Genomic DNA, 21,606 nt, shown 5'->3' on the forward strand with positions numbered 1-21,606 from the left:
GGACGGCGGGGCGGCCTCAGTCCGTCCGGCTCGGCGAGATCGTCACCTTGAGGCTCTTCATCAGCGGCTGGTCGCTCTGGACGCTGTAGTCGCTCGCCCCGATGAGGGCGTTCATCTCCGGCATGTAGCCGGCCGCGCAACTGCGGGGCACGTCGTAGGGCAGTGCGTGGTACTGGTGGAGCGTGCGCCGGGTGCCGTCCTTGGCCGTGGCGGTGATGTCGACGAGGCTTCCGTCCTTGATGTTCCGGGCGCGCATGTCGGCCCGGTTCATGAAGACCAGCGTGCGCAGGTTCTTGATGCCCCGGTAGCGGTCGTCGTCGGAGTAGATGGTGGTGTTCCACTGGTCGTGGGAGCGCATGGTCTGCAGGATCAGGGTGCCGTCCTGGGGGACGACGTCGGGCAGCGGGGCCGCCGAGAACTCGGCGCGTCCGCTGGGAGTGAGGAAGACGAGTTCGCGGGCGGGCTGACGGATGCGGAAGCCCAGGGGGAGCCGCACCCGGCGGTTGAAGTCCTCGAAGCCGTCCAGCACTTGGGCCATGGTGTCGCGGATGCGGTCGTAGTCCTCGATGTAGTGCTCCCACGGTGTGCTGCTGTCGGGGAGGGTGGCACGGGCCATGCCTGCGATGATGGCGGGTTCGGACAGCAGGTCGCGCGAGGACGGCCGCTTCATGCCCACCGAGAGGTGCACCATGCTCATCGAGTCCTCGACGGAGGTGGCCTGCGTGCCGTGACGCTGGTGGTCCTTCTCGGTGCGGCCCAGACACGGCAGGATGAGGGCCTTCTTACCGTGGACGAGGTGGCTGCGGTTGAGTTTGGTGCTGACGTGCACGGTGAGGGCGCAGCGGGCGAGGCCCTCGGCGGTGTAGGGGGTGTCTGGGGCGGCCAGGGCGAAGTTGCCTCCCATCCCGACGAACACCTTCACCTTTCCCGTGTGCATCCCCGCGACCGTGGCGACGGTGTCCAGGCCGTGCGGACGCGGCGCGTCGATCCCGCAGACGTCGTCGAGGCGTTGGAGGAACGCCTCGGTGGGCCGGTGGTCGATCCCGCACGTCCGGTTGCCCTGGACGTTGCTGTGGCCGCGCACCGGGGAGGGTCCGGCACCCTCGCGGCCCAGATTGCCCCTGAGCAGCAGCACGTTGACGATCTCGCGGATGGTGTCGACGCCGTGTTCGTGCTGGGAGACGCCCAGGCACCAGCTGATCAGGGTGCGGTCGGAGCGGGAGTAGACGTCCGCCGCCTTCAGGATCTCGGCGCGGGACAGTCCGGACTGGCGCTCCAGTTCCTTCCACGGCGTGGCCTCGCAGACCGCCCGGTACGCGTCGAAGCCATGGGTGTGACGGTCGATGAACTCACGGTCCAGGGCCTTGGGATCGTGCTCGGACTCCTCGAGGACCGCCTTGGCGATGCCTCGCATCAGAGCCATGTCGCCGCCCGCGCGGACCTGAAGGTTGAGCGTGCTCGTCCGCGTCGACTTGAACAGGGCCATGTCCGTGATGTCGTGCGGCACGATGGTGCGGGTGGCGGCCGCTTCCACCAGCGGGTTGATGTGAACGATCTGCGCGCCGCGCCGGTAGGCCTCGGCCAGCGCGGTCAGCATGCGAGGGGCGTTGGAGGCGGCGTTGACGCCCATGATGAACAGGGCGTCCGCGGTCTCCCAGTCCTTGAGGTCGGCGGTCCCCTTGCCGGTGCCGAGGGCGGCCTGCAGAGCGCGGCCGGAGGCTTCGTGGCACATGTTCGAGCAGTCGGGGAGGTTGTTGGTGCCGAATTCGCGGGCCATGAGCTGGTACAGGAAGGTGGCCTCGTTGCCCAGTCGGCCGGAGGTGTAGAAGGCCGCCTCGTTCGGGCTGTCCAGGGCTCGCAGTTCGCGGCCGATCAGCTCGAAGGCATCCTGCCAGTCGATGGGGACGTAACGGTCGGCGTCGGCGTCGTAGACGAGGGGTTCGGTGAGGCGGCCCTGGTCCTCCAGAGCGAAGTCCGTCCAGGTGGAGAGCTCCGAGACCGTGTGGGCCGCGAAGAAGTCCGCGCCGACCCGCTTCGGGGTCATCTCCCAGGTGACGTGCTTGATGCCGTTCTCGCAGATGTCGAGCTTGAGCCCCTTGGTGTCGTCCGGCCAGGCGCACCCCGGACAGTCGAAACCGGTGTTCTCGTGGTTCATCCTGAAGATCGCGCGAGGCCCGTCGATCAGGGCTCTTTCCTTCATGAGGACGTGGGTGACGCTCTTGGCGGCGCCCCATCCGGCCGCGGGGTGGTGGTAGTGCACCTGCGACGGCTTCTTGTCCGTGCTCGGGCCCATGCCGCCGTCGGGCGTCCGGGGCGGTTCCTCGTGTTCGGCAGGCGCCGACTCGTTCACATCCGAGGCAGTCATATCCATCACCCTGCAATAGGTGGAAAGGGGCGGGCTCCGCGGGCTCCGATATTTCAAGGCTCCGGTATGTCATGTTATGGGTGAATATCCGCATTGTCCTGCGTGGCCGGACGTGACGATCCTCCATGGCCGCTGTGGCGCCGGGCGCCGGGCGCCGGGCGTGCGGGCGAAGATCACCGGATACCACCGGATCACGCGTCGGGGAGCGGGCCGTCGTCGGGCGCCGGCCGTCGCCGTACCACGGTCACCAGCAGCGCGGCCGTCACCAGAACGGCGGGAATCGCCGGCGCGAGGAGATGGGCCCAGCGCGCTGCCGCACCACCCACCGCGGCACCGACCGGCAGCAGCAGGATGACCAGCGCGTTGTGCCCCTGAAGCTTTCTTTCGACCGTGGCCTGAGCCACGAGTCCCGTCAGGGCGCCGGTGATGTAGGCGGTCGTCACACCGCTGCCGGCCACCACGCGGACGCTGCCGCTCTGGCAGCCCATCGACATGGCGCCCGCGGCGAGCAGGACCCCACGGGCGGTCGTACCCGGCGCGCCGCCCAGAAACAGCCAGGAGGCGAACACCGCCCACAACAGCACACTCTCCGCAAGCAGTGCTCCGGCCACCCCGGTGAGCGGTACGCGGCCCGCAGCGGCCGTGATCCAGCTCCCGGCGGCAGCCCCCACCAGGTACGCCGCGATGGCGAGCGCCGCGAGGTTGGCCAGTGAGAGGTGCCCATTGCCCAGTGCCAGCCCCAGCAGCGCGGAATTGGCCGTCATGACGCTCGTGAACACCCCGCCCAGCGCGAGGAAGCTGATGGCGTTGACGGCACCGCTCGCCAGCGTCAACAGGAACTGAGCCGTCCGCGCGTGTCCCGGCCACTCCTGCCCGGCGGTCGCGCTCGGTCCCGTCATGACGGCGGGACGCGCAGCTGCGACAGGGGCGGACGGACCCGAGGCGGAGACGGGCGGAGCGGCCCTGCACAGTCCACTTCCACGCCCCTCACACCCCCGTCCGATGGTGCTGCGCCACAGCCTCGACGCGATCAATCTAAAGGCTGTCCCGTGATCCCCGGTGGATCAGCGCGCGGCGTCAGACGGGGTGCGTCGCAAGGCGGAGGGTCGTCCTCATACCGCGCGGCAGGCGGCGGAGCCCCACGTCGGCCGGGAACCCGCCGAAGCGCGTCAGGGTCCGCGGAGTCGGCCTGCCCCCGTCACCTGGTGACTGAGTTGCCGGTGTCGCCCCCCGGCGGCATGGTGGAAGGTAGTCATCCTGCGGCCCTCAAGGAGTGGCGTGGGCAAGGGAATGGAGGGGCCGGCCCTCTTCCCGGCCACGCGGTCGAACGCCGTTCGCAACGGACTGTCTGCCCTGGGGAGCTGGAGGAGGCGGGCATGCAGGCGCACGAGACGTGGTTCACGCTCACCGAGGACGGCGGCGTCACCGACTGGACCCGGGTGGCCGCCGAGGCGACGGGAATGTCGGCGACCGACGCCGAAGGCATCCCGGTGGGAGAACTCCTCGGCCGGCTGCTCGGACCCGACTCGCACTGCGCCTTCAACCTCGAGGTGGGACGGGACACGGACGACGGCGACATCCACGTGTGGGCCGTCCGGCACAGGGCCGAGGACACGATCGGTTCCGTCTTCGAGCAGTCCGTCGCGGGACTCGAGATATACGACCTGAACCTCCGCGTGCTGAGATCCAACCCCGCCGCCCTGGCGATACGTGGACTGCCCGCCGATCAGGTCCTCCATCGGCCGGTGGCGGACCTCGGCCCCGGCCTCCCCCTGGTTCCGCTCCTCGACCAGGTCGTCACCGGCTGTCTGCCCGCGGCCAGCCAGGAGATCCGAGGACATGACCGCGAAGGCGGCTCGCACACGTACCACGTGACCGCCTACCTTCTCCACGGGGTCTGCCACGACCCGGTCGGTATCGCCACCGTCATCCACGACGTCACCGAACGGGCCCGGACGCAGGCGGCGGCTGAACTCCTCGCCCTGGCCCGCGGGAAGATCGGGACCACCCTCGACCCCGTCCGTACCGCCCAGGAACTCGCCGCGGTCGCCGTCAGGGACTTCGCGGACGTCGCCTCCGTCGACCTGCTCGACTCCGTACTGCACGGAGACGAACCTCCCGAGCCACCCGTCGACGCCGATGTCCCCCTGCGCCGGGCGGCGTTCGAGGGCCTGGCCCACATGAGGAGCGTCTACGCGGTCGGCGAGCCGAGCCGATTCGTGTTCCCGACCCCCTACACACAGGTGCTCGCCGATCTCGCGCCGCGCCTGGTCGACCCGCACGCCACGCCGTCCGACTGGCTGATGCACGACGCTGCGCGGGCCGGCGCGCTGCAACGCGCGGGGATCCACTCACTGATCATCACGCCGCTGGCCGTGCACGGCCGGGTCCTGGGGCTCGCCTGTTTCTACCGCGGCCCCCGGCATCCTGAACCCTTCACGACCGACGACGTCCCGCTGGCCGCGGAGTTGGGCAACAACGCGGCCATCCACATGGAGAACGGCCGTCGCTACATCCGTGAGCACACCGTGGCCATCAGTCTTCAGCGCAGCCTGCTGCCCAAGGTGCTGCCGACGGCTTCCGCGGTCACCACGTGCTACGTGCACCTGCCGGGAACCGGCCAGGCCCTCTGGTTCGACGTCATCGAACTGTCCAGCGCCCGCATCGGTCTCGTCATCGGCCGGATTCCCGATCAGGGTCTGGCCGCGGCGGCCACCGTGGGGAGATTCCGTACGGCTGTGTCGACACTCGCCGCGCTGGACCTGCCTCCCGACGAACTGCTGGCCCACCTGGACGACGCCGCCCAGCGCGTCGCCCGCGAAGGGCCCGCATCCGAGTCCGGCGGGGCGTCTCACGCGTGTTGCCAGTACGCCGTCTACGACCCCGTGGACGGGCACCTCACCATGGCCAGCGCCGGCTGGCCACCACCGTTGATCACCCCGGCGGACGGGGTGACCCCGGACAGCATCGAGCGGATCGTCGGACCGCCCCTGGGAAACCACGCCAGCTACGAGAGCATCCACATCCCTCTCGCGCCGGAGAGCCAGCTCACGTTCTACTCCCCGTCGCTGGTGGGCACCGGCCCCCAGGCCGACCAACGGCTCTCCTTGCTGCGTGAGATCAGCGCCCGCCCGACCACCGACCCCAAGGCCACCTGCGACGCCATCGTGTACAGGCTGTTGCGCGAACCGCCGCCGGACGGCGTCGCCCTGCTCTCGGTCCGCACCCACCGCCTCGCCCCGGACCACGTCGCCTCATGGCGGTTTCCCCCGGAGCCGTCGGCCGTCGCCGACTGCCGGCACCGGGTGCGTGGGCAACTGGAGCGGTGGGGACTGGACTCGCTCGCGTTCACGACGGAGATGGTCGTCAGTGAACTCGTCACCAATGTCATCCGCCACGCCACCGGCACGGCCACGGTGCGGCTGATCCGGGACCAGTCGCTGACCCTGGAGGTCTCCGACGGGGCCACGACCGTCCCCCATCTGCGACACGCCCGCATCCAGGACGAGGACGGCCGTGGTCTGCTCATCGTCGCCGCCCTCACCGACCGTTGGGGCACCCGCTACACCGAGGACGGCAAGACGGTGTGGACCGAGGAGCCACTGCCCTGACGGCCGCGCCGCGCTCGGCCACGCGGCGGGCAACGCGTAGCCCGTCCGGGTGGCGCCCCGCGCCGCGCCGCACGCGGGACATCCCTGATGAGCCGTCACCAGGCGAGCATGGACCGGGTGTTGCATCCAGTGAGCAAGGCCCTGGCGGTCGCAGGAGACCCATCGCAGCTGCTCCCCGCCAGGGAGCAGATGGCGTTCACTCTTGGCTTCCACATCATCCTGGTCCCTTTCGGTGTCGCCCTGACCGCGCTCATGCTCATCGCGCACTACCGAGGCCTGCGCCACGGCGACAACGACGCCCTGCGGCTGGCCAGGCGCTGGTCGAAGGTGGCCGCGGTGCTCTTCGCGGTGGGGGCGATCACCGGTACGGTCCTCTCGTTCGAACTCGGCATCCTGTGGCCCGGCCTGATGGGCGACTACGGAGCCGCCTTCGGAATGCCGTTCGCGGTGGAGGGCCTTTTTTTCTTCCTCGAAGCCATCTTCGTCTCGATCTACCTCTATGGCTGGAACCGGCTTCCGCCCTGGGCCCATTTCTGGACGGGAGTCCCGGTCGTACTGGCCAGCCTCGGTGGTGCGGCGGCCGTCATCGCGGCCAACAGCTGGATGAACCAGCCCGGCGGGATCACCCTGCGCGACGGACACGTCACCGCCGTACGCCCGCTGCGCGTCTTCTTCAACGGAGCGTTCTGGTACGAGACCGTGCACATGCTCCTCGCCGCCTACATCGTGGCCGGTTTCACGGTCGCCGGCGTGTACGCCGCCGGCATGCTCAAGGGACGCCAGGACCGCCACCACCGTCTCGGATTCCTCATCGGCTTCCTTGTCGCGGCGGCGGCCATCCCGGTGCAGATCTTCGTCGGCGACACGGTGGCACGCGAGGTGTTCAAGGAAGAGCCCGCCAAATTCGCGGCGATCGAGCTCCTGCCCACGACCGGCGACCACGTGCCGGAGAACCTCGGCGGGTTCCTCGTCGACGGCAAGGTCAAGTACGGCCTTCCCGTCCCGGACATGGCGTCGATCCTCGCCGGCTTCACCCCCTCGACCGAGATCAGGGGCCTGGAGGCCATTCCGCCCGAGGTACGGCCCACCGACCGCAGTGTCACCATCGTGCACCTGGCCTTCGACGTGATGGTCGGCACCACCTTCCTCATGCTCGGTCTCGTCCTCTGGTTCGCCTGGCTGTGGTGGCGAGGACGGACGATGCCCACCAACCGCTGGTTCCTGAGAGGCGCCGCTCTCAGCGGCCTCGTCGCCGTCGTCTGCCTGGAGAGCGGCTGGGTCGTCACCGAGGTGGGCCGTCAGCCCTGGACCGTGGTCGGGCTGCTGCTGACGAGGCAGGCCGTGACGACGCAGGGCAATCTGTGGCCGCTGTTCGGGGCGACCGTCGTGCTGTACGCGGCGGTCGGCACCGGTGCCGTCCTGGTCCTGCGCGCCATGGCCCGGCGCTGGCGGACGGCGGGCGACGAGACCGTCTACGTCCCCTACGGACCCGAGCAGCCCTACGCCACGTCCGGCACGGCGGGAGAAGAGCGATGAATCTCAGTGATGTGGTCGCCCTCGTCATGTTCGTCGGTGTCGTCGCCTACGCGCTGTTCGGCGGCGCGGACTTCGGCGCCGGCTTCTGGGACCTGACGGCCGGGGGAGCCGAACGCGGCAAGAACGCCCGCCATCTGGTCGACCTGTCGATCGGCCCGGTATGGGAGGCCAACCACACCTGGCTCATCTACTGCCTCGTCATGCTGTGGAGCGGCTTCCCCGCCGCGTTCGCCGCGATCACCACGACCCTGTATCTGCCCCTGATGTTCGCCGCGCTGGGAATCGTCCTGCGCGGCGCGGGCTTCGCCTTCCGCAAGGTCTCCGCGCGGACGCCCCAACAGCGCCTCAACGGCACCCTGTTCGCGGCCTCGTCCGTGCTGACGCCCTACTGTTTCGGCAGCATCGCGGGCGGCATCGCCTCGGGCCGTGTGCCCTCCGGCGGCAACGGCGACGCCGTCACCAGTTGGCTCAACCCCACCTCCGTCCTCGGCGGCATCCTGGCCGTCGTCAGCTGCGCGTACCTCGCCGCCTTCTACCTGGCCACAGCGGCCCACCGGCTCCACGACGCCGACCTCGAGCGGTACTTCCGCGACCGCGCCCTGCTGGCCGGAGCCGTGGCAGGGGTGGTCAGCATCGCCGGGATCTTCGTGCTCAGAACCGACGCACCCCGGCTGTTCCATCAGCTCGGTCACCGAGGGCTGCCGCTCATGGTGCTCGCGGCGCTCTGCGGCATCGTCGGCATGGCGGGGGCGCATCTGGGCCGACGCACCGGCCGACGCGAGATCGCCGCGCTGGCCATCGCCGCCGTGGTCGTCGGCTGGGGAGTGGCCCAGTACCCCTTCCTGCTCGGCACGCATCTGCGCATCCACGAGGCCGCGGCTCCGGACACCACGCTGGCCGTTCTTCTCGGCGTCGCCTGCGTCGCGGCCCTGATCATCCTGCCGTCCCTGATCCTGCTCTTCCGCCTGTCCGGCCAGGGCAGACTCCGCGCCCACACCTGACCGCTCCCGCCACGCCACTTCGTCCCAGGTCACGTCCTGCCGGGTTCAGAAGCCGAAGTCGCTGAGGCTGGGGTAGTCGGGCGGGCGCGGCCCCGAACGGTCCCAGTCGAAGGCGCGTTCAGAGGCCGTGATCGGCACGTCGTTGATGCTCGCGTGGCGCACGCTCATGAGCCCGTCGTCGCTGAACTCCCAGTTCTCGTTGCCGTAGGCGCGGAACCAGTCCCCGGTGGCCGTGTGGTACTCGTAGGCGAAGCGGACGGCGATCCGGTTGCCGCCGAACGCCCACAATTCCTTGATCAGCCGGTATTCGCGTTCGTTCTCCCACTTCCGGGTCAGGAAGTCGACGATCTCCCCGCGGCCGTTGATGAAAAGCGAACGATTGCGCCAGCGGCTGTCCTCGGTGTACGCCAGCGAGACCTTCTCGGGATCGCGGGTGTTCCAGGCGTCCTCGCCCGCCCTGACCTTCTGCACGGCGCTCTCGGCATCGAACGGCGGATAGGGCGGCTTCCCGGCCATCGTCAGCTCCTTTGACTCGTACGCGGTACGGGTTCGTGGATGGGGATGCGGTAGGCCCAGTGTCCCCATGCGCGACGTCCCGCGCATCCGGGCGTCCCGTGGTTGCCCGGAAGCCCGGGTCCAGGACATTTGACTTGAAGCGCTTGAAGTGTCGGAGGCTCCTTCATGACGGACACGACGGAGGACGAACGGTGAGTCTGACCATCCAGGAGATGGCGCGGCGCTCGGGCTTCAGCGAGCCCACGCTCCGCTACTACGAGAAGGTCGGCCTGCTGGGAGTGGTCGGCCGCGACGAGTCCAGCGGACATCGCCGCTACACGGCGGCGACGGCCGACCGGGTGGTGGCTCTGGCCTGTCTGCGCTCGGCGGGAATGACGGTAGCCGGTATGCGCCGCTACGTGGACCTGCTCCCCCTGGGCAACGCCGCGGCGGCGGAGCAGCGCGACCTGTTCGCCGACCAGGCGGAGCGATTGGCCGACGACATCGAACGGCTGAAGTCACGCCTGGCCTACCTCCGGGGGAAGACCCGGATGTGGGATGCCCGCCTGCGCGGCGACGCCGTCGCCGAACGCCGGGCGATCGAGGCGGTCACGCTGATCCTCGAACGATTCGAACCCTGAAGGACTGAGTGAAATGGCTGCAGAGATCCTCGCCCCCGGCGCCTCCGGCGCTCCCGAGGCAGGAACGGTGCTCGTGACCGGCGCGAGCGGATACGTCGGCGGGCACATGGTCGCCCGCCTGCTGAGTGAGGGGTACCGGACCCGGGTGACGGTCCGGGAGCCCGGCCGTGCGGCCGGGGTGCGGGCACTCGTGCGGCGGGCCGGGGTGGACCGCGAAGACCTCCTGGAGTTCGCCGTGGCCGACCTGTCCGTCGACGCGGGCTGGGCGGCCGCGGTGGACGGCGTGAGCCATGTGCTGCACGTGGCGTCCCCCTTTCCCGTCACGCCCCCGGAGAACGAGGACGAACTCGTCCTCCCGGCACGCGACGGCACGCTGCGGGTCCTCTCCGCGGCCCGCACCGCGGGCGTACGACGCGTGGTGATCACCTCCTCCTTCGCGGCGGTCGGTTACACCGTCAAGCCCGACGACCGGTACGCGGAGGAGGACTGGACCGACCCTGAGACCGACGGCCTGCCCGTGTACCACAAGTCCAAGGTCCTCGCGGAGCGCGCGGCGTGGGACTTCGTGGAGACCGACGGGGGGATCGAGCTGGCGGTCGTCAACCCCGTGGGAATCTTCGGCCCCGTGCTGGGACCGCGCCTGGCCGCCTCGGTCACCATCGTCAGGTCCATGTTGACCGGCGGGATGCCGGTGCTGCCGCTCATGTACTTCGGCGTCGTCGACGTCCGCGACGTCGTGGACCTGCACCTGCGCGCCATGCTCCACCCCAAGGCGGCGGGAGAACGGTTCCTCGCGGTGGGCGGACCGTCGATCAGTTTCCTCGGCATGGCCCGGACCCTGCGAGCACACCTGCCTGCCGCGGCCGACGCACTGCCGTCCTCGGAGCTCACCCTCGAACAGATGCGTGAAGCGGCGAAGAAGGAGCCGGCGCTGCGGGACGCGGCGGCTCTGGGAGGCCGGATTCCCGTCATCAGCAGTGCCAAGGCGCGTTCCGTGCTCGACTGGGAACCCCGCGACATCACCCGCACGGTCCGTGACACCGCCGACAGTCTCATCGAACTGGGCCTGGTGACCTTGGCCGAAAAGCCCTAGTTCGCGGGTTCCACTCCGCGCTTCACGATGCCCGCGTCGTCTTGCGGTAGTCCCGGGGCGAGACGCCGTTGACCCGCTTGAAGGCCGTACTCAGCGCGCTCTCGGAGCCGTAGCCGACCGTGCGGGCGATGGCGGACACGGTGTCGGTTCCCCGCCGCAGGTGGCGGGAGGCGAGTTCCACCCGCCACCGGGCGAGGTAGTCGAGCGGCCCACGGCCGACCGTGCCCTTGAAGCGTGCGGCGAGCGTCGACCGCGACACTGCGCAGGTCCGCGCGAGCTCGGCGACCGTCCACGGATGCTCCGGCCGGCTGTGCAAGGAGGTCAGCGCCGCCGCCACCACCGGATCCCCGAGGCCGGCGAGCCAGCCGGAAGCGGTCCCGGGCTCACGTGTGAGGTGCAGACGAAGGACGTGGACGAGCATGACGACCGCCAGATGCTCGGCGACCAGTGTCGAGGCCATGGGACTGTCCTGCAGTTCACGTTCGATCTGGGCGAGCGCCCATTGCAGGGTCTCGGCCTGAGGTGTTCCGGCGGGTACGTGTATGACCGGAGGCAGGTCTTCGAGCAGCAGCGTGCGCGCCCGGTCGCCGAACGAGAAACGGCCGCCGACGAGGAGAACCTCGTCCTCCCCGTTGCCCGCTCGCGCGACCCCGCCCTCGGGCGACGCGAAGACCTGGCCGGCGTCCACGGCCACCGCTTGCGGGTCACTGCGGAGGGTGAAGCGCAGGGGCTGGGTCAGCAGGTAGCAGTCCCCCTCCTCCAGGGCGAGCGGGTCAGCCATGCCCTCCAGTTCGAGGAGGCAGTGACCGCGCCGGACGGCGTTGAACTTCACGCCGGACGGTGCGTCGAACCGGATGGCCCACCGGCCTCCCGCGACCAGGCTCGCGGAGAGGTGACCTCTTGTGTCGAGCAGGGTCAGCACATCCTCCAGGGGATCCATCACCGACTCCTTCTGGACGGTCGAGCAAGTTTTCCTGGCTTCCTACTGTAAATCGTCCGTGCTCGGGGCCTCGGCGTCAGGGAACACCCATGGCCATCGGGAGGAGCGGGCGGGGTGGGAGCGACTCCGGGTGCGGGACGCGTTCGAGGACTCCGCCGGCGAAGACGTCGTACAACGGCAGGGTCTCCAGATGTACGTACCCGATGTGGCAGTCGCACGCGGTGAGTGGGCACGGCCGCGGGGCGAGCGCGGAGCGGTAGGACCCGTCGTAGAGGTTGCCGAGTTCCGTCCGGACGAAGTGGCAGCGCCGGACCGTGCCCTCTCCGTCGACGGAGATGACGCTCCGGCCGGTCCGGCAGGGCAGCCCGGCCGAGCGGTGGGGACGGCGGCTGTAGGGGAAGAGCGGGTCCAGCGTGGTCCACTCGGCGGCCTGCTCGTCGGTGTAGGTGTGCCCTTCGGCGGCGTTGATCCACAGGTAGACGTGCGAAGGCAGATCCGCGCGCAGGCGCCGCGCGTGGTCCAGGTGCTCGGGGAGGCCGACCACGCCGACGCTGAACCGGATTCCCAGGTCGGACAGGCGGTGCGTCCTGTCGAGGAACCGCTCGTAGGGTGTCTGCCCCGGATGGTAGGTGCACCAGAGGGCGACCGTGTCCGCAGCCGCGTCCGCGAGCCAGTCGGTGCGGCAGCTGAGGTTGGTCTGGATGGCGACGCGCTCGATACGCGGCTCGTGGGACAGTTCCACCAGAGCCCGGCGGTACCACGAGCGGGTCAGGCCCTCGCCCCACGGTGTGAACAGCACGGACAACCGGTGCTCGTGGGGGCCGCGCGCCCAGGCCACGAACCGTTCGAGGGCGGCGCGGTCGGCGCGCAGTTGCGCGGTGCTGTCGCGGCGCTTGGCGAACGGGCAGTACGGGCAGTCGTAGTCGCAGGAGGCGAGAGGCCCTCGGTAGAGGATCGTGAGGTCGCTCGGGTCCGTGAGATCCATGGGGCCCGTCACCTCAACTCGTAGGCGTTCATGGCGTCCTTGACGGCGGGGGAGAAGAACTCGGGCCCGATGGCGTCCGAGTGGGCGAGCCCCTCGGGAGAGAGCCTGAGCCGCTCCGTCCCCGCGTCCCGCAGCCAGCCGCGCCGGGCCAGGACATCCAGCTCGGCGGCGAAGTCGCCGGCCGGATCGGTGCCGAAGCGTCGCCGGTAGTCACCGGTGGACAGGCCCTCGGCCTGCAGCAGTGACTGCAACAGGTGCCGGCGTCGCGCTTCGTCCTCGTCCACCCAACGGCCGTGCAGAGCACGGGAGAAGTCGTCGGTGGCGCTGTAGTCGTCGATGATGGCACGCACCTCGCGCATCGACACGGCGTAGTCGAAGGAGTAGTGCAGGGCCGAGGTGTACGACCGTGCCCCGCAGCCCAGCCCGATCATGCCGTCGGTCTGGCACGCGTAGTCGTCCGGCCCCTGCGGAGGGGCGTCGGCGCGACGGAACATGCGCATCGACACCTGCTCGTACCCCTCCGACAGCAGATGGTCGCGGCCCTCGCGGTAGAGGCGCAGCCGCTGCTCGTCCCAGTCGCGGTCGGCGATCCGGGCGTCCGCGTGACGGCCCAGACCGGTGAGCGGACGGATGTAGAGCGGGTAGAGGTAGATCTCCTCCGGGCGCCAGGCGAGGGCCGCGTCGAGTGAGTACCGCCAACTGGCCCCGGTCTGCCCGTCGATACCGTAGATCAGGTCGATGTTGAGGACCGGGACGGCCGACTCCCGTATCCGGGTGAGCGCGGCCTCGACGTCGGCACGCCGTTGGGGGCGCACGGCGGCACGGGCCTCCTCCTCGACGAAGCTCTGCACCCCGAGGCTGAGGCGTGTGGCGCCGCGCCGGACCAGGACCGCGAGCCGGTCGGCGCTCGCCGTCGCGGGCGACGCCTCCACGGACAGGGGGATGGACCGCAGGTCCGCGCCCATGTCCCGCTCCGCGATGTCGCAGAGGCGCTCCAGCTCCGCGGCCTCCAGGAAGGTGGGCGTGCCGCCGCCGAAGGCCGCGCCCGCGAACCGCGGCGACGACTCGTCACCGAGCGCCTCGCGTACGGCGACGGCCTGCCGGCTCAGGGCGTCGAGGTAGCGGCCGGTCAGCCCGTCCGGGGCACCGACGCGCGTGAACAGGTTGCAGAAGCCGCACCGCACCTCGCAGAACGGGATGTGCAGGTACAACGAGAGCGCCTGCCGTGATTCACCCGCCCACAACTGCTCCAGCGCGGGCCGCGGATCGAGCGGCCGGTAGGCGGTCTTGTGCGGATAGGCGTACAGATAGCTCTGATACGGGCGGGGCACGGCGTGCGCCATGGCCACGGGGGTGACGGTCATGCGGAGGGCTCCAGGAAGAAGTGACTGTAGGGGACGGTCCACACGGACTCGTGGCCCAGCCGGTGGCCGGTGTATCCGGCGTCCCCGTACGCCGTGCCGTGGTCGGAGCAGACGATGGCGAAGCAGCGACGGCGTGCGGACATCGCGGCGAAGAGCCGTCCGACATGGCGGTCGACGTACTCCAGAGCCGCGGCGTGGGTGCGGCGGCTGTCACCCGCCTCCGGGGTGGCGCCCTCCAGGTGGAACCAGTTCGGCTGGTGCAGCGCGGAGGCGTTGAGGAAGAGGAACAGCCGCTGCCGCGCGGGCAGTTCGGCCACGACCTTCTCGGCCCGGGTGACCTGTGCCTCGAAGGACGTCGGCGAGGCCACCGAGAACTCCGGTTCCCAGTGGCTCTCCTGGAAGAGGCCGGGCAGGACGTCGCCCAGGGCCCCGCGCTTGTTGAAGAATCCGACACCACCGATGCACACGGTGCGATAGTCGTGGGCGGCCAACGCCGACACGATGTCGGGGGTGTCGAAGACGAACGTACGGTCCTCGGTCGTCTCGCTGCCCGCGAACCGGGCCGCGAACAGCCGTGGATGGGGCCCTTGGGAGGCCGGGGTCGGCAGGAACCCCGCGAACATCGCCTGGTGGGACGCGTAGGTGAAGCTGCCCGGCGCGTGCCGCTTCTCCCAGACACCGCCAGGCAGATGCGCCGCCAGGTTCGGCAGGCGGCCCGCCGCCGCGAGTTCGACGGCGACGTCGTGGCGCAGGGTGTCGAGGGTGAGCAGCAACAGGTCGTCCCGGCCCACCACCTCGTTCATGTCGGGCGTCGGAAGCGCTTCGGCTGACCCTGCCGGACGTGCGCCGGTGGGCGGTTCAGAGTGAGGCATGGAGTGTCCTTGAACGGTGGTGCGGTGAGGGCGCGGGCCGCGGGACGAACCGGGCGGGCCCGCGCGCACCGAGGGCCGCGATCTGGGCGGCGTAGGTGTCCAGCCCCTCGGCGGGGCCGTCCGGCAGACCGGTGAGCCGGGGCAGCAGGTCACCGAACGCGTTGACCTCGCCGACGGCGAACCGGCGCCAGCCGACGGCGGGCAGGAGGTCGACGCCCACGCACAGGGTCGCCGGGAAGCAGGCCGCGGCCTGTTCGCAGACGGCGATCGCGTGGGCCCAGCGGTCACCGGCCAGGGCCCGGACGGCGGACAGATCGCCGCGGGTGCCGCCGAGATGGAGGTTGGTGAGGGGGAAGCGGCTGGTACGGACGACGGCGTGGGTGGCCCGGCCCGCCACGACGAGGACGCGCAGATCCGCCGATCGGTTGCCCAGCGACGCCTTCGGCAGCCAGCGTTCGATGTGCAGGCCGTCCGGTGCGAGCCTGTCCACGATCGCGGCGACCTCGGACTCGTCGGTGTAGTGGCGCACGCGCAGCGAGTTGTACAGCCGGCCGTCCGCGATCTCCACGGAGGTCGTCGCCCGGACGCGTCCCGCCGTCGTCGTCTCGACCGCCAGCACGCCGGAGGCGGACGAGCCGTGAGCGAGCTTCACGAACGCCCGCCGTAGGCCCGCGTCCGCCATCCGGGCCCGCACCGCCGGCCAGTCTCCCGCCGGAGCCGTGTCGCCCGAGGTCGGGGAGACCGGCACCGGTACGCCCGCACCCCGCAGGCGGGCGTGACAGAGCCGCTTGTCGAACAGGACGGCCAGGTCCTCCGGCGCGTCGAGCCGGCGTCCGCCGCGCAGGGAGGCCACGCCGTCGAGGAAGCGTGCGTACCACCGCGCGGATCCCTCCACGCGGGTCGGATCGCCGACGCCGCGCAACAGCAGGTCCACCTCCGCGTTCTCCCCGGGGGAGTCCAGGCGCACGATCTCGTCCTCGGCGAACTCGTGCCCACCCTCGCGCAGCACGTCACACCACTCGACCACGCGAGGGGTGCCGTGGCCGGCGGCCTCGGCCGCCGCGGTGAACAGGGCGACCCTCCGGTTCTCCCCGTTGGCGACGACCGCCCACCGGGGCGGCCCGCCGTGCGCTTCCGTGCCGTCCACTCCTGACACTTTCCCTTCCGTCCTCCGTCCCGTACCGCCGCGTTACTCGCCCACCGCCACGAAGCGCCAGACGGTTCCGTCCTCCTCCTCGTCGGAATCGGCGTCGTCCTGATCGGCGTGGACCTTTACGCCGTGCGGCTCCAGCGTCTCCAGCAGACGCGAACGGACCGCCGCGCTCAGGTAGTTGTGGTGCAGGTCGAGTGACTTCAGATGGGTCAGCGGCTGTCCCGTCAGCAGCGCCGTCGCGCCGTCGTCGGTGAGGACCCCCATGGAGACGTCGAGGGACTCGAGACGAGCCACCACGGGTGCCGAGGCCAGCGAGGAACAGATGACGTCCTGGATCTCGCTGTTGCGCAGGGCCAGGTGCTTGAGCGCGGGCAGGCGGCTCCCGGCGAAGAACGGCTCCAGATCGCCCACCTCGCAGTCGCCTCCGTACTCGGAGGTGCCCAGCCACAGGTCGAGATGGACCAGTGCCGGCAGATCGCTGCCGGCGACTCCTCGTACGGCCTCGGCGGGCATACCGCCGGTCTCCACCGTCAGCCTGCGCAGCCGCTCGTGGCGGACGACGGGGAAGACCAGTTGGTTGCCGCCGCGGACGCCGAACTCCTCAAGCAGGGGGAAGGCATCCAGCACGGGGGAGACGTCGCCCTGGACGATCCAGGAGATCTCGCACTCCTCCATCACGATGTCCGCGAGGAATACCGCCCGCAGCTCGGGCAGCCGGTCGCGGGCCGCCACGAGAGCTTCGACCACGTCCGTCGGAGCGTTGTCGTACGCATCGCTCCAGGCGCCCACGACCAGGGCCCGCACGCGCGTGGTGTCGACCGCGTCGAGGAACCGGGCGAAGGCGTCCGGCCACGACTCCTCGCTCTCGTAGGAATCCACGGCCACCCGCCAGGCGACGGATTCAGGGGACGGGAGGGCGGAGACCCGGAGGGGTTCGTCCCCCGTCTCCGGGAAGGTGAACGCCGGTAGTCCGTGGAACTCCTGCAGGTGGCTTCCGATGGTCATGCGCGCCCGCTCCTTCGTGCATCTGGTCGGTGGTGCGACAGCCTGTGGTGCCTGGTGCGCGCGGACCGCATTCCCAGGTACCGGAGTTCTACCAAGACCCACTGACAACCTCGCGCGGCGGGGGACTGTCAGTGGCCGCCTCTACGGTTCTCGCATGGCACATCCGGTGCCCGAAGCGTGTGGCGAAGGGGAGACACATGTACCGGCAAGGAGATGTCCTCATGGTGTCGTTGGCACCGGACGCGGTACCCGCCGCAGCGGTCGACGCGCCGTCCGAACCGCGTGACGGCCGAGGCCGGCTCGTCCTCGCGCTGGGTGAGGTCACCGGCCACGCACATGCGGTGGTGGGCCCCGGGAAGCTGATCAGGGAGGCCGGGGTGTTCGGGCCGATGCTGCTGCACGTCCCGGACGGAGCGCGTGTCGTCCACGAGGAACACGCGGCGATATCCCTCCCGAAGGGCTGGTACCGGGTCGTCCGGCAGCGGGAGTACGTGCCGGGTTCCGTGCGCGTCGTCGCCGACTGAACCCATGGGGGGCGCGAGCACGCGCGCGGGGCGGTGACGTACATCCGCGGGTGCTCGTCGCGGTGCCGCCTCCCGGCGGTGCGACGCGACGAGCGTGGCGACAAGGACGGGCCGGGCGGCCGGAGCGTGATGCCTCCACGCCCGTGCCGAACGACGTGGGAAGAGAACGAACATGACGGACATGAGTAATTGGCGTGCGGTCGCGTCGGCCACGGGGGCCGCTGATCGAGCCGCGGCCGAGGAGGGTGTCCGGCTCGCCTACCGGAGCGCCGGTCTGACGGGGCCCGAGCGCGTGGTGTGGGTGCGCTCTCCCCGCGAGGCGGTTCAGGTGCTCATGGGCGCGCCGGGTCCGGACGGGGTGGGGCTGACGGGCGACGAGACCGGCGCGAGCGTGCGCCACGCCGTGCTGAGCGAACCCTGGGCAGCCGAACGCGAGCGACTCCACCGGCGGTTGGGTCCGCAGGGATGGAGCGGGCACTGGCATGCCACGGGCGCCGGTCTGTGGGAGTCGACCCGCGTCCTGGTCGACCGGATCCGTGCGGGAGTCGTCGAGCAGCTGGCCACCGGCAAGGAGGAGGAGACCCGGATCCGGCTCCTGCTGCTCGACGCCGCTCTCGGGCAGCACGACGCGGCCTGGCTGTCCGCGTTCGACACGGAACCCTCGGGCGCGCTGGGCGGTCCCGCCATGGTGGCCGGCGCGGCCGGCTGGTGGTGGCCCTACGAGCGGGTGGCGGTCGTCTGCGAGCGGCCCACGGCGCTCCACCGCGACGAGGCGGGCCGTCTCGACCGAGGCGACGGACCGGCGCTCGGATACGAGGACGGGTTCGAGCTGTACGCCTGGCGTGGCATGCCCGTGCCGGGCGAGTTCCTCGACGAGCTGGCCTCGCTCGACCCCCGGCGCATCCGTGACGAGGAGAACGCCGAACTCCGCCGTGTGATGCTGGAGTTCTACGGCTACGACCGGTATCTCGCGGAATCGGGCGCGGTTCCCGTACACCGGGACGAGACCGGAATCCTGTGGCGGCTCGAACTTCTCGGGGACGAGGACGTGGTGATGGTGGAGGTCGTCAACTCCACTCCCGAGCCGGACGGCACGAGCCGCACGTACTGGCTGCGCGTCCCGCCGACGACGCGCACGGCCCGTGAGGGGGTCGCCTGGACGTTCGGCATCGCGGCCGAGGTCTACCAGCCGCTCCGGCAGACGTGAGTCGACTCGCCCGTCGGCCTTCCCGAGTGTGTCGCGAGGCGCCCGCGACCGGTGGCGTTCCCTCGCCGCTCACTCGTCGGGGCGCACGCGACGTCGGGACGGCTCGCCCGCGCCCGCCCGCGGCGTCCGGGTGCGGAGGCGGCGCAGCATCCGGGCGTCCTCGAAGCCCACCTGACGGGCCGCCGATTCCACCGTGGCGCCATGGTCGATCAGGTGCTCGGCGCGTTCGACCCGAAGCGTCTGCTGGTAGCGCAGCGGGGTCAGACCGCCGGTGGCACGGTGGAAGAGCCGGGTCAGGGTGCGCTCGCTGACGCCCGCGCCCGCGGCCAGGCGCGCGAGCGGCAGCGGTTCGGTGAATCGCGCGTCGATGAGGTCCTGGACGCGGTGGACGGCGTCGTCCAGGTGGGACCGGTGCCGCAGCATGGCGCTGGCCTGGGACTCGTGGCCGTTGCGACGGGCGTACACGACCATGTCCCTGGCCACCTGGGCGGCGAGTGCCGGGCCATGGCGTACGGCCAGCAGGTGCAGCGCGAGGTCGATGCCGCTCGCGATCCCCGCCGACGTCACCACCCGGTCGTCGGTCGTGAACAGCACGTCCCGCACCACGAGGGCTCGGGGATGACGGGCGGCCAGTTCGTCCTGGTGGTCGTGGTGCGTGGTGCACCTGCGCCCGTCCAGCAGTCCGGCCCGGCCGAGCGCCTCCGCCCCGGCGCACACGCTGGCGACGGTGCCCCCGGCGGCATGGTGGTCGCGCAGCCATTCCGACCCGGCGTGGCTCAGCGCCGGCCCGCCGCCCAAGGTCCGCGTCCGCCAGCCCGGCACCACTGTCAGGTCGTCGACGCTCGGCGTCGGCCACCGGGTCCGCGCGATCAGGGGCAGACCCTGGGCGCTGAGCACCTGCTCACGCTCGGCGACGTACTCGATGCGGTAGGGCTGCCCGAAGTCCGCCGCGGTGCTGAAGACCTGTGCCGGTCCGGCCAGGTCGAGGAGGTGGACGCCGGGCAGCAGGACGAAGACGACGAGGCTCACGCCTTCGAGGGTGCCAGCTCCGACTCCAGTTCGGCCACCGTGGTGATCCGGGCGAACCGGTCGCGCAGGACCGCCTCGGTGCGCTCGATGATCGCCTCGGCGCTGAGACCGCCTATGGGGTTGGTGGTGGTGGCGTCGGTGACGAAGACCATCCGGTACCCGAGATCGCTGCCGACCCGGGTCGTGGTCTCCACGCACTGTTCGGTGCGGATTCCGCAGACCACCAGTTCGCGCACCCCCGCCTCGGTCAGCAGCTGCTGCAGGTTGGTGGTGGTGAAAGCGTTGTGGGAGGTCTTGTACAGGACCGGCTCGCCCGGCTCCGGACGGTCCAGCTCCTCCAGCAGACGGACATGCCCCTGCGCGGGATCGAACACGTCGCCGCTGCCCGGCTCGGAGTGCAGGACCCAGACGACGAGGTCGCCGTTGGCCCGCGCGAGACCGACCAGCCGGTTCACCGGTTCCGCGATCCTCGGACGGGCGATCTGCTTCCACAGCGGGCGAGCCCGGAAGGACTCCTGGACATCGATGACGATCAGCGCTCTGCTCATGCCATCGATGGTGACCCGGAACGACGCCCGAAGCGCAGACCCGATCCGGGCCGGTACCGGAACGATCCGGTCACGCACCCCGGACCGTACGCCGTGTGTTCCGAATCCTGCGGCGCACGGCGCACGGCGCACGGCGGACAGCGGACAGCGGACAGCGGACAGCGGCCAGCGGCCAGCGGGCGGCCGGCGCACGCGGCGTGCAGGACGCGGTGCGCGGCTTACGGGTTGTTCCTCAGGGGACGCAGTACGGCGGCGCCGACACGGATGAGCGCGGACACGGGCGGCCCCATCCACCGGTTCAGCTCGCGCGGCACGGCGGGATCGACCTCGATGGTCAACCGGATGTAACGGGCGTCCAGCTGGGTGACCTTGAGCGGACGGGGGGAGGTGGCGCCGGGTTCACGCTGGAGCGCCGCCCGGTAGGTGTCCTTGCGCTGGTTCACGCTGTGTCCTGCCGTTTGATGAGTTCGTCCGCGAGGTCCATGTAGGCCGAGCCCTTGACGTCGACCGCGCTGCCGAAGGACTGGGAGTAAAGGTCGAGCCGTGGAATGTGGGTGGCCAGGACGTCGAAGCCCCGTTCCGTGAGAGCCTCGCGGGCGTCGGCGTCGGGACCGGTGCGCGTCGCGTCGGGACGGTTGGTGCGGTTCAGCAGAACTGCGGCCCGAGCCGGCTGGGCGCGCAGCGACTGCACGTCCCTCATCTCGCCGCCGATGGGTGCCATGCGGTCCAGCTCGATGGGCGCCGGGGTCAGTGGCACGATCCAGTCGCTCGCGTACCTCATGATGCTGCGCGCGATGTGCGCGTGATCCTCCAGCTGGGGGGCGTCGAACACCACGGCCTGCCGGCTGCCGAGGAAGTCGTTCACGCGCCGGTGGACGTCCCCCACCGGGAAGGCGATCACGGGAAACGGGAAGCCTCCCGCCAGTTCGCTCCAGCGCAGAGCGGAGGAGGCGGGGTCGCTGTCCACCAACAGTGGGGAGACGCCCAGCTCGTGCAGCGCGTGGGCCAGCCAGACCGCGCTGGTCGTCTTTCCCACTCCGGGTTTGAGATTCACAAAGGCATAGCTCAGCGTCACAGGGCGCAACGCTAGTGGCCCCGATCGGCAGGCCGCCGTCGGCGCGGCGGATATCGGCTTCTTTCACCCTGTGGTGGCATGAATCATTCTTAGGGCCTAACGCCGGCCGTGGGCGGCGAAGGGCTCTTCGCCCGATCTCCACGAGGGCGCCGAGTTCGCCGT

20 protein-coding genes are annotated in these 21,606 nt (G+C 70.6%); 7 read left to right on the forward strand and 13 right to left on the reverse strand.

Features of this window, described 5'->3' with window-relative positions; all coding sequences use genetic code 11:
• Positions 1–16 precede the first annotated feature (16 nt).
• Positions 17–2,365: an FdhF/YdeP family oxidoreductase gene (locus ACFVTC_RS26585; RefSeq protein WP_390131007.1), complete on the reverse strand. Its 2,349-nt coding sequence runs from the start codon at positions 2,363–2,365 to the stop codon at positions 17–19.
• Positions 2,366–2,556: 191 nt separating this feature from the next.
• Positions 2,557–3,264 carry a YoaK family protein gene (locus tag ACFVTC_RS26590; RefSeq protein ID WP_390131009.1) on the reverse strand — a complete coding sequence of 236 codons (708 nt, stop codon included), beginning with the start codon at positions 3,262–3,264 and terminating at the stop codon, positions 2,557–2,559.
• Between the two features lie 477 nt (positions 3,265–3,741).
• On the opposite strand from ACFVTC_RS26590, the gene ACFVTC_RS26595 reads away from it, so the two are divergent.
• The 3 genes from ACFVTC_RS26595 (at position 3,742) to ACFVTC_RS26605 (ending at position 8,513) form a co-directional block, all read left to right on the forward strand.
• Entirely contained in the window at positions 3,742–5,976 is a 2,235-nt protein-coding gene (locus ACFVTC_RS26595; RefSeq protein ID WP_390131011.1) for a SpoIIE family protein phosphatase, read from the forward strand.
• A 189-nt stretch (positions 5,977–6,165) separates the two neighbouring features.
• Entirely contained in the window at positions 6,166–7,512 is a 1,347-nt protein-coding gene (locus tag ACFVTC_RS26600; protein ID WP_390131013.1) for a cytochrome ubiquinol oxidase subunit I, read from the forward strand.
• A complete protein-coding gene (locus ACFVTC_RS26605; protein ID WP_390131014.1) occupies positions 7,509–8,513 on the forward strand; it encodes a cytochrome d ubiquinol oxidase subunit II in 1,005 nt (334 codons plus the stop codon). The genes ACFVTC_RS26600 and ACFVTC_RS26605 overlap by 4 nt, the downstream gene beginning before the upstream one ends.
• 45 nt (positions 8,514–8,558) lie before the next feature.
• On the opposite strand, the gene ACFVTC_RS26610 is transcribed toward ACFVTC_RS26605, so the two are convergent.
• Positions 8,559–9,029: a nuclear transport factor 2 family protein gene (locus tag ACFVTC_RS26610; RefSeq protein WP_168532926.1), complete on the reverse strand. Its 471-nt coding sequence runs from the start codon at positions 9,027–9,029 to the stop codon at positions 8,559–8,561.
• 191 nt (positions 9,030–9,220) lie between these two features.
• Here ACFVTC_RS26610 and ACFVTC_RS26615 point away from each other — a divergent pair, with 191 nt between their 5' ends.
• Both ACFVTC_RS26615 and ACFVTC_RS26620 read left to right on the forward strand, forming a co-directional pair.
• Entirely contained in the window at positions 9,221–9,649 is a 429-nt protein-coding gene (locus tag ACFVTC_RS26615; RefSeq protein ID WP_390131017.1) for a MerR family transcriptional regulator, read from the forward strand.
• A 13-nt stretch (positions 9,650–9,662) separates the two neighbouring features.
• A complete protein-coding gene (locus ACFVTC_RS26620; protein ID WP_390131019.1) occupies positions 9,663–10,742 on the forward strand; it encodes an NAD-dependent epimerase/dehydratase family protein in 1,080 nt (359 codons plus the stop codon).
• 22 nt (positions 10,743–10,764) lie between these two features.
• Here the strand turns inward: ACFVTC_RS26620 and ACFVTC_RS26625 are convergent, their stop codons facing one another.
• The 6 genes from ACFVTC_RS26625 to ACFVTC_RS26650 form a co-directional block, all read right to left on the reverse strand.
• A complete protein-coding gene (locus tag ACFVTC_RS26625; RefSeq protein ID WP_390131021.1) occupies positions 10,765–11,682 on the reverse strand; it encodes a cupin domain-containing protein in 918 nt (305 codons plus the stop codon).
• A 76-nt stretch (positions 11,683–11,758) separates the two neighbouring features.
• Positions 11,759–12,667, reverse strand: a complete 909-nt coding sequence (locus tag ACFVTC_RS26630; protein ID WP_390131022.1) for an STM4011 family radical SAM protein — start codon at positions 12,665–12,667, stop codon at positions 11,759–11,761.
• 8 nt (positions 12,668–12,675) lie between these two features.
• Positions 12,676–14,031 carry an STM4012 family radical SAM protein gene (locus tag ACFVTC_RS26635; protein WP_390131024.1) on the reverse strand — a complete coding sequence of 452 codons (1,356 nt, stop codon included), beginning with the start codon at positions 14,029–14,031 and terminating at the stop codon, positions 12,676–12,678.
• On the reverse strand, positions 14,028–14,834 hold the full coding sequence (locus ACFVTC_RS26640) for an STM4013/SEN3800 family hydrolase (RefSeq protein WP_390131026.1): 807 nt from the start codon (positions 14,832–14,834) through the stop codon (positions 14,028–14,030). The genes ACFVTC_RS26635 and ACFVTC_RS26640 overlap by 4 nt, the downstream gene beginning before the upstream one ends.
• 55 nt (positions 14,835–14,889) lie before the next feature.
• A complete protein-coding gene (locus ACFVTC_RS26645; RefSeq protein ID WP_390131028.1) occupies positions 14,890–16,059 on the reverse strand; it encodes an STM4014 family protein in 1,170 nt (389 codons plus the stop codon).
• 33 nt (positions 16,060–16,092) lie between these two features.
• A complete protein-coding gene (locus ACFVTC_RS26650) occupies positions 16,093–17,061 on the reverse strand; it encodes an STM4015 family protein (RefSeq protein ID WP_390131030.1) in 969 nt (322 codons plus the stop codon).
• A gap of 197 nt (positions 17,062–17,258) precedes the next feature.
• Between ACFVTC_RS26650 and ACFVTC_RS26655 the strand changes: the two genes are divergently transcribed.
• A complete protein-coding gene (locus ACFVTC_RS26655; protein WP_390131032.1) occupies positions 17,259–17,585 on the forward strand; it encodes a hypothetical protein in 327 nt (108 codons plus the stop codon).
• 172 nt (positions 17,586–17,757) lie between these two features.
• Positions 17,758–18,792, forward strand: coding sequence for a DUF6745 domain-containing protein (locus ACFVTC_RS26660; protein ID WP_390131034.1), 1,035 nt, complete (start codon positions 17,758–17,760; stop codon positions 18,790–18,792).
• A 69-nt stretch (positions 18,793–18,861) separates the two neighbouring features.
• Here ACFVTC_RS26660 and ACFVTC_RS26665 read toward each other — a convergent pair whose 3' ends face one another.
• From ACFVTC_RS26665 to ACFVTC_RS26680, 4 genes are all read right to left on the reverse strand, one after another.
• Positions 18,862–19,821, reverse strand: coding sequence for a GlxA family transcriptional regulator (locus ACFVTC_RS26665; RefSeq protein ID WP_390131036.1), 960 nt, complete (start codon positions 19,819–19,821; stop codon positions 18,862–18,864).
• A complete protein-coding gene (locus ACFVTC_RS26670) occupies positions 19,818–20,369 on the reverse strand; it encodes a cysteine hydrolase family protein (protein WP_390131038.1) in 552 nt (183 codons plus the stop codon). The genes ACFVTC_RS26665 and ACFVTC_RS26670 overlap by 4 nt, the downstream gene beginning before the upstream one ends.
• 218 nt (positions 20,370–20,587) lie before the next feature.
• A complete protein-coding gene (locus tag ACFVTC_RS26675) occupies positions 20,588–20,812 on the reverse strand; it encodes a hypothetical protein (protein WP_390131040.1) in 225 nt (74 codons plus the stop codon).
• A complete protein-coding gene (locus ACFVTC_RS26680) occupies positions 20,809–21,444 on the reverse strand; it encodes an AAA family ATPase (RefSeq protein ID WP_390131042.1) in 636 nt (211 codons plus the stop codon). Before ACFVTC_RS26680 ends, ACFVTC_RS26675 begins: the two co-directional genes overlap by 4 nt.
• Between the last annotated feature and the right edge of the window lie 162 nt (positions 21,445–21,606).

This window comes from Streptomyces sp. NPDC057950, assembly GCF_042887295.1.
GTDB lineage: Bacteria > Actinomycetota > Actinomycetes > Streptomycetales > Streptomycetaceae > Streptomyces > Streptomyces kaempferi.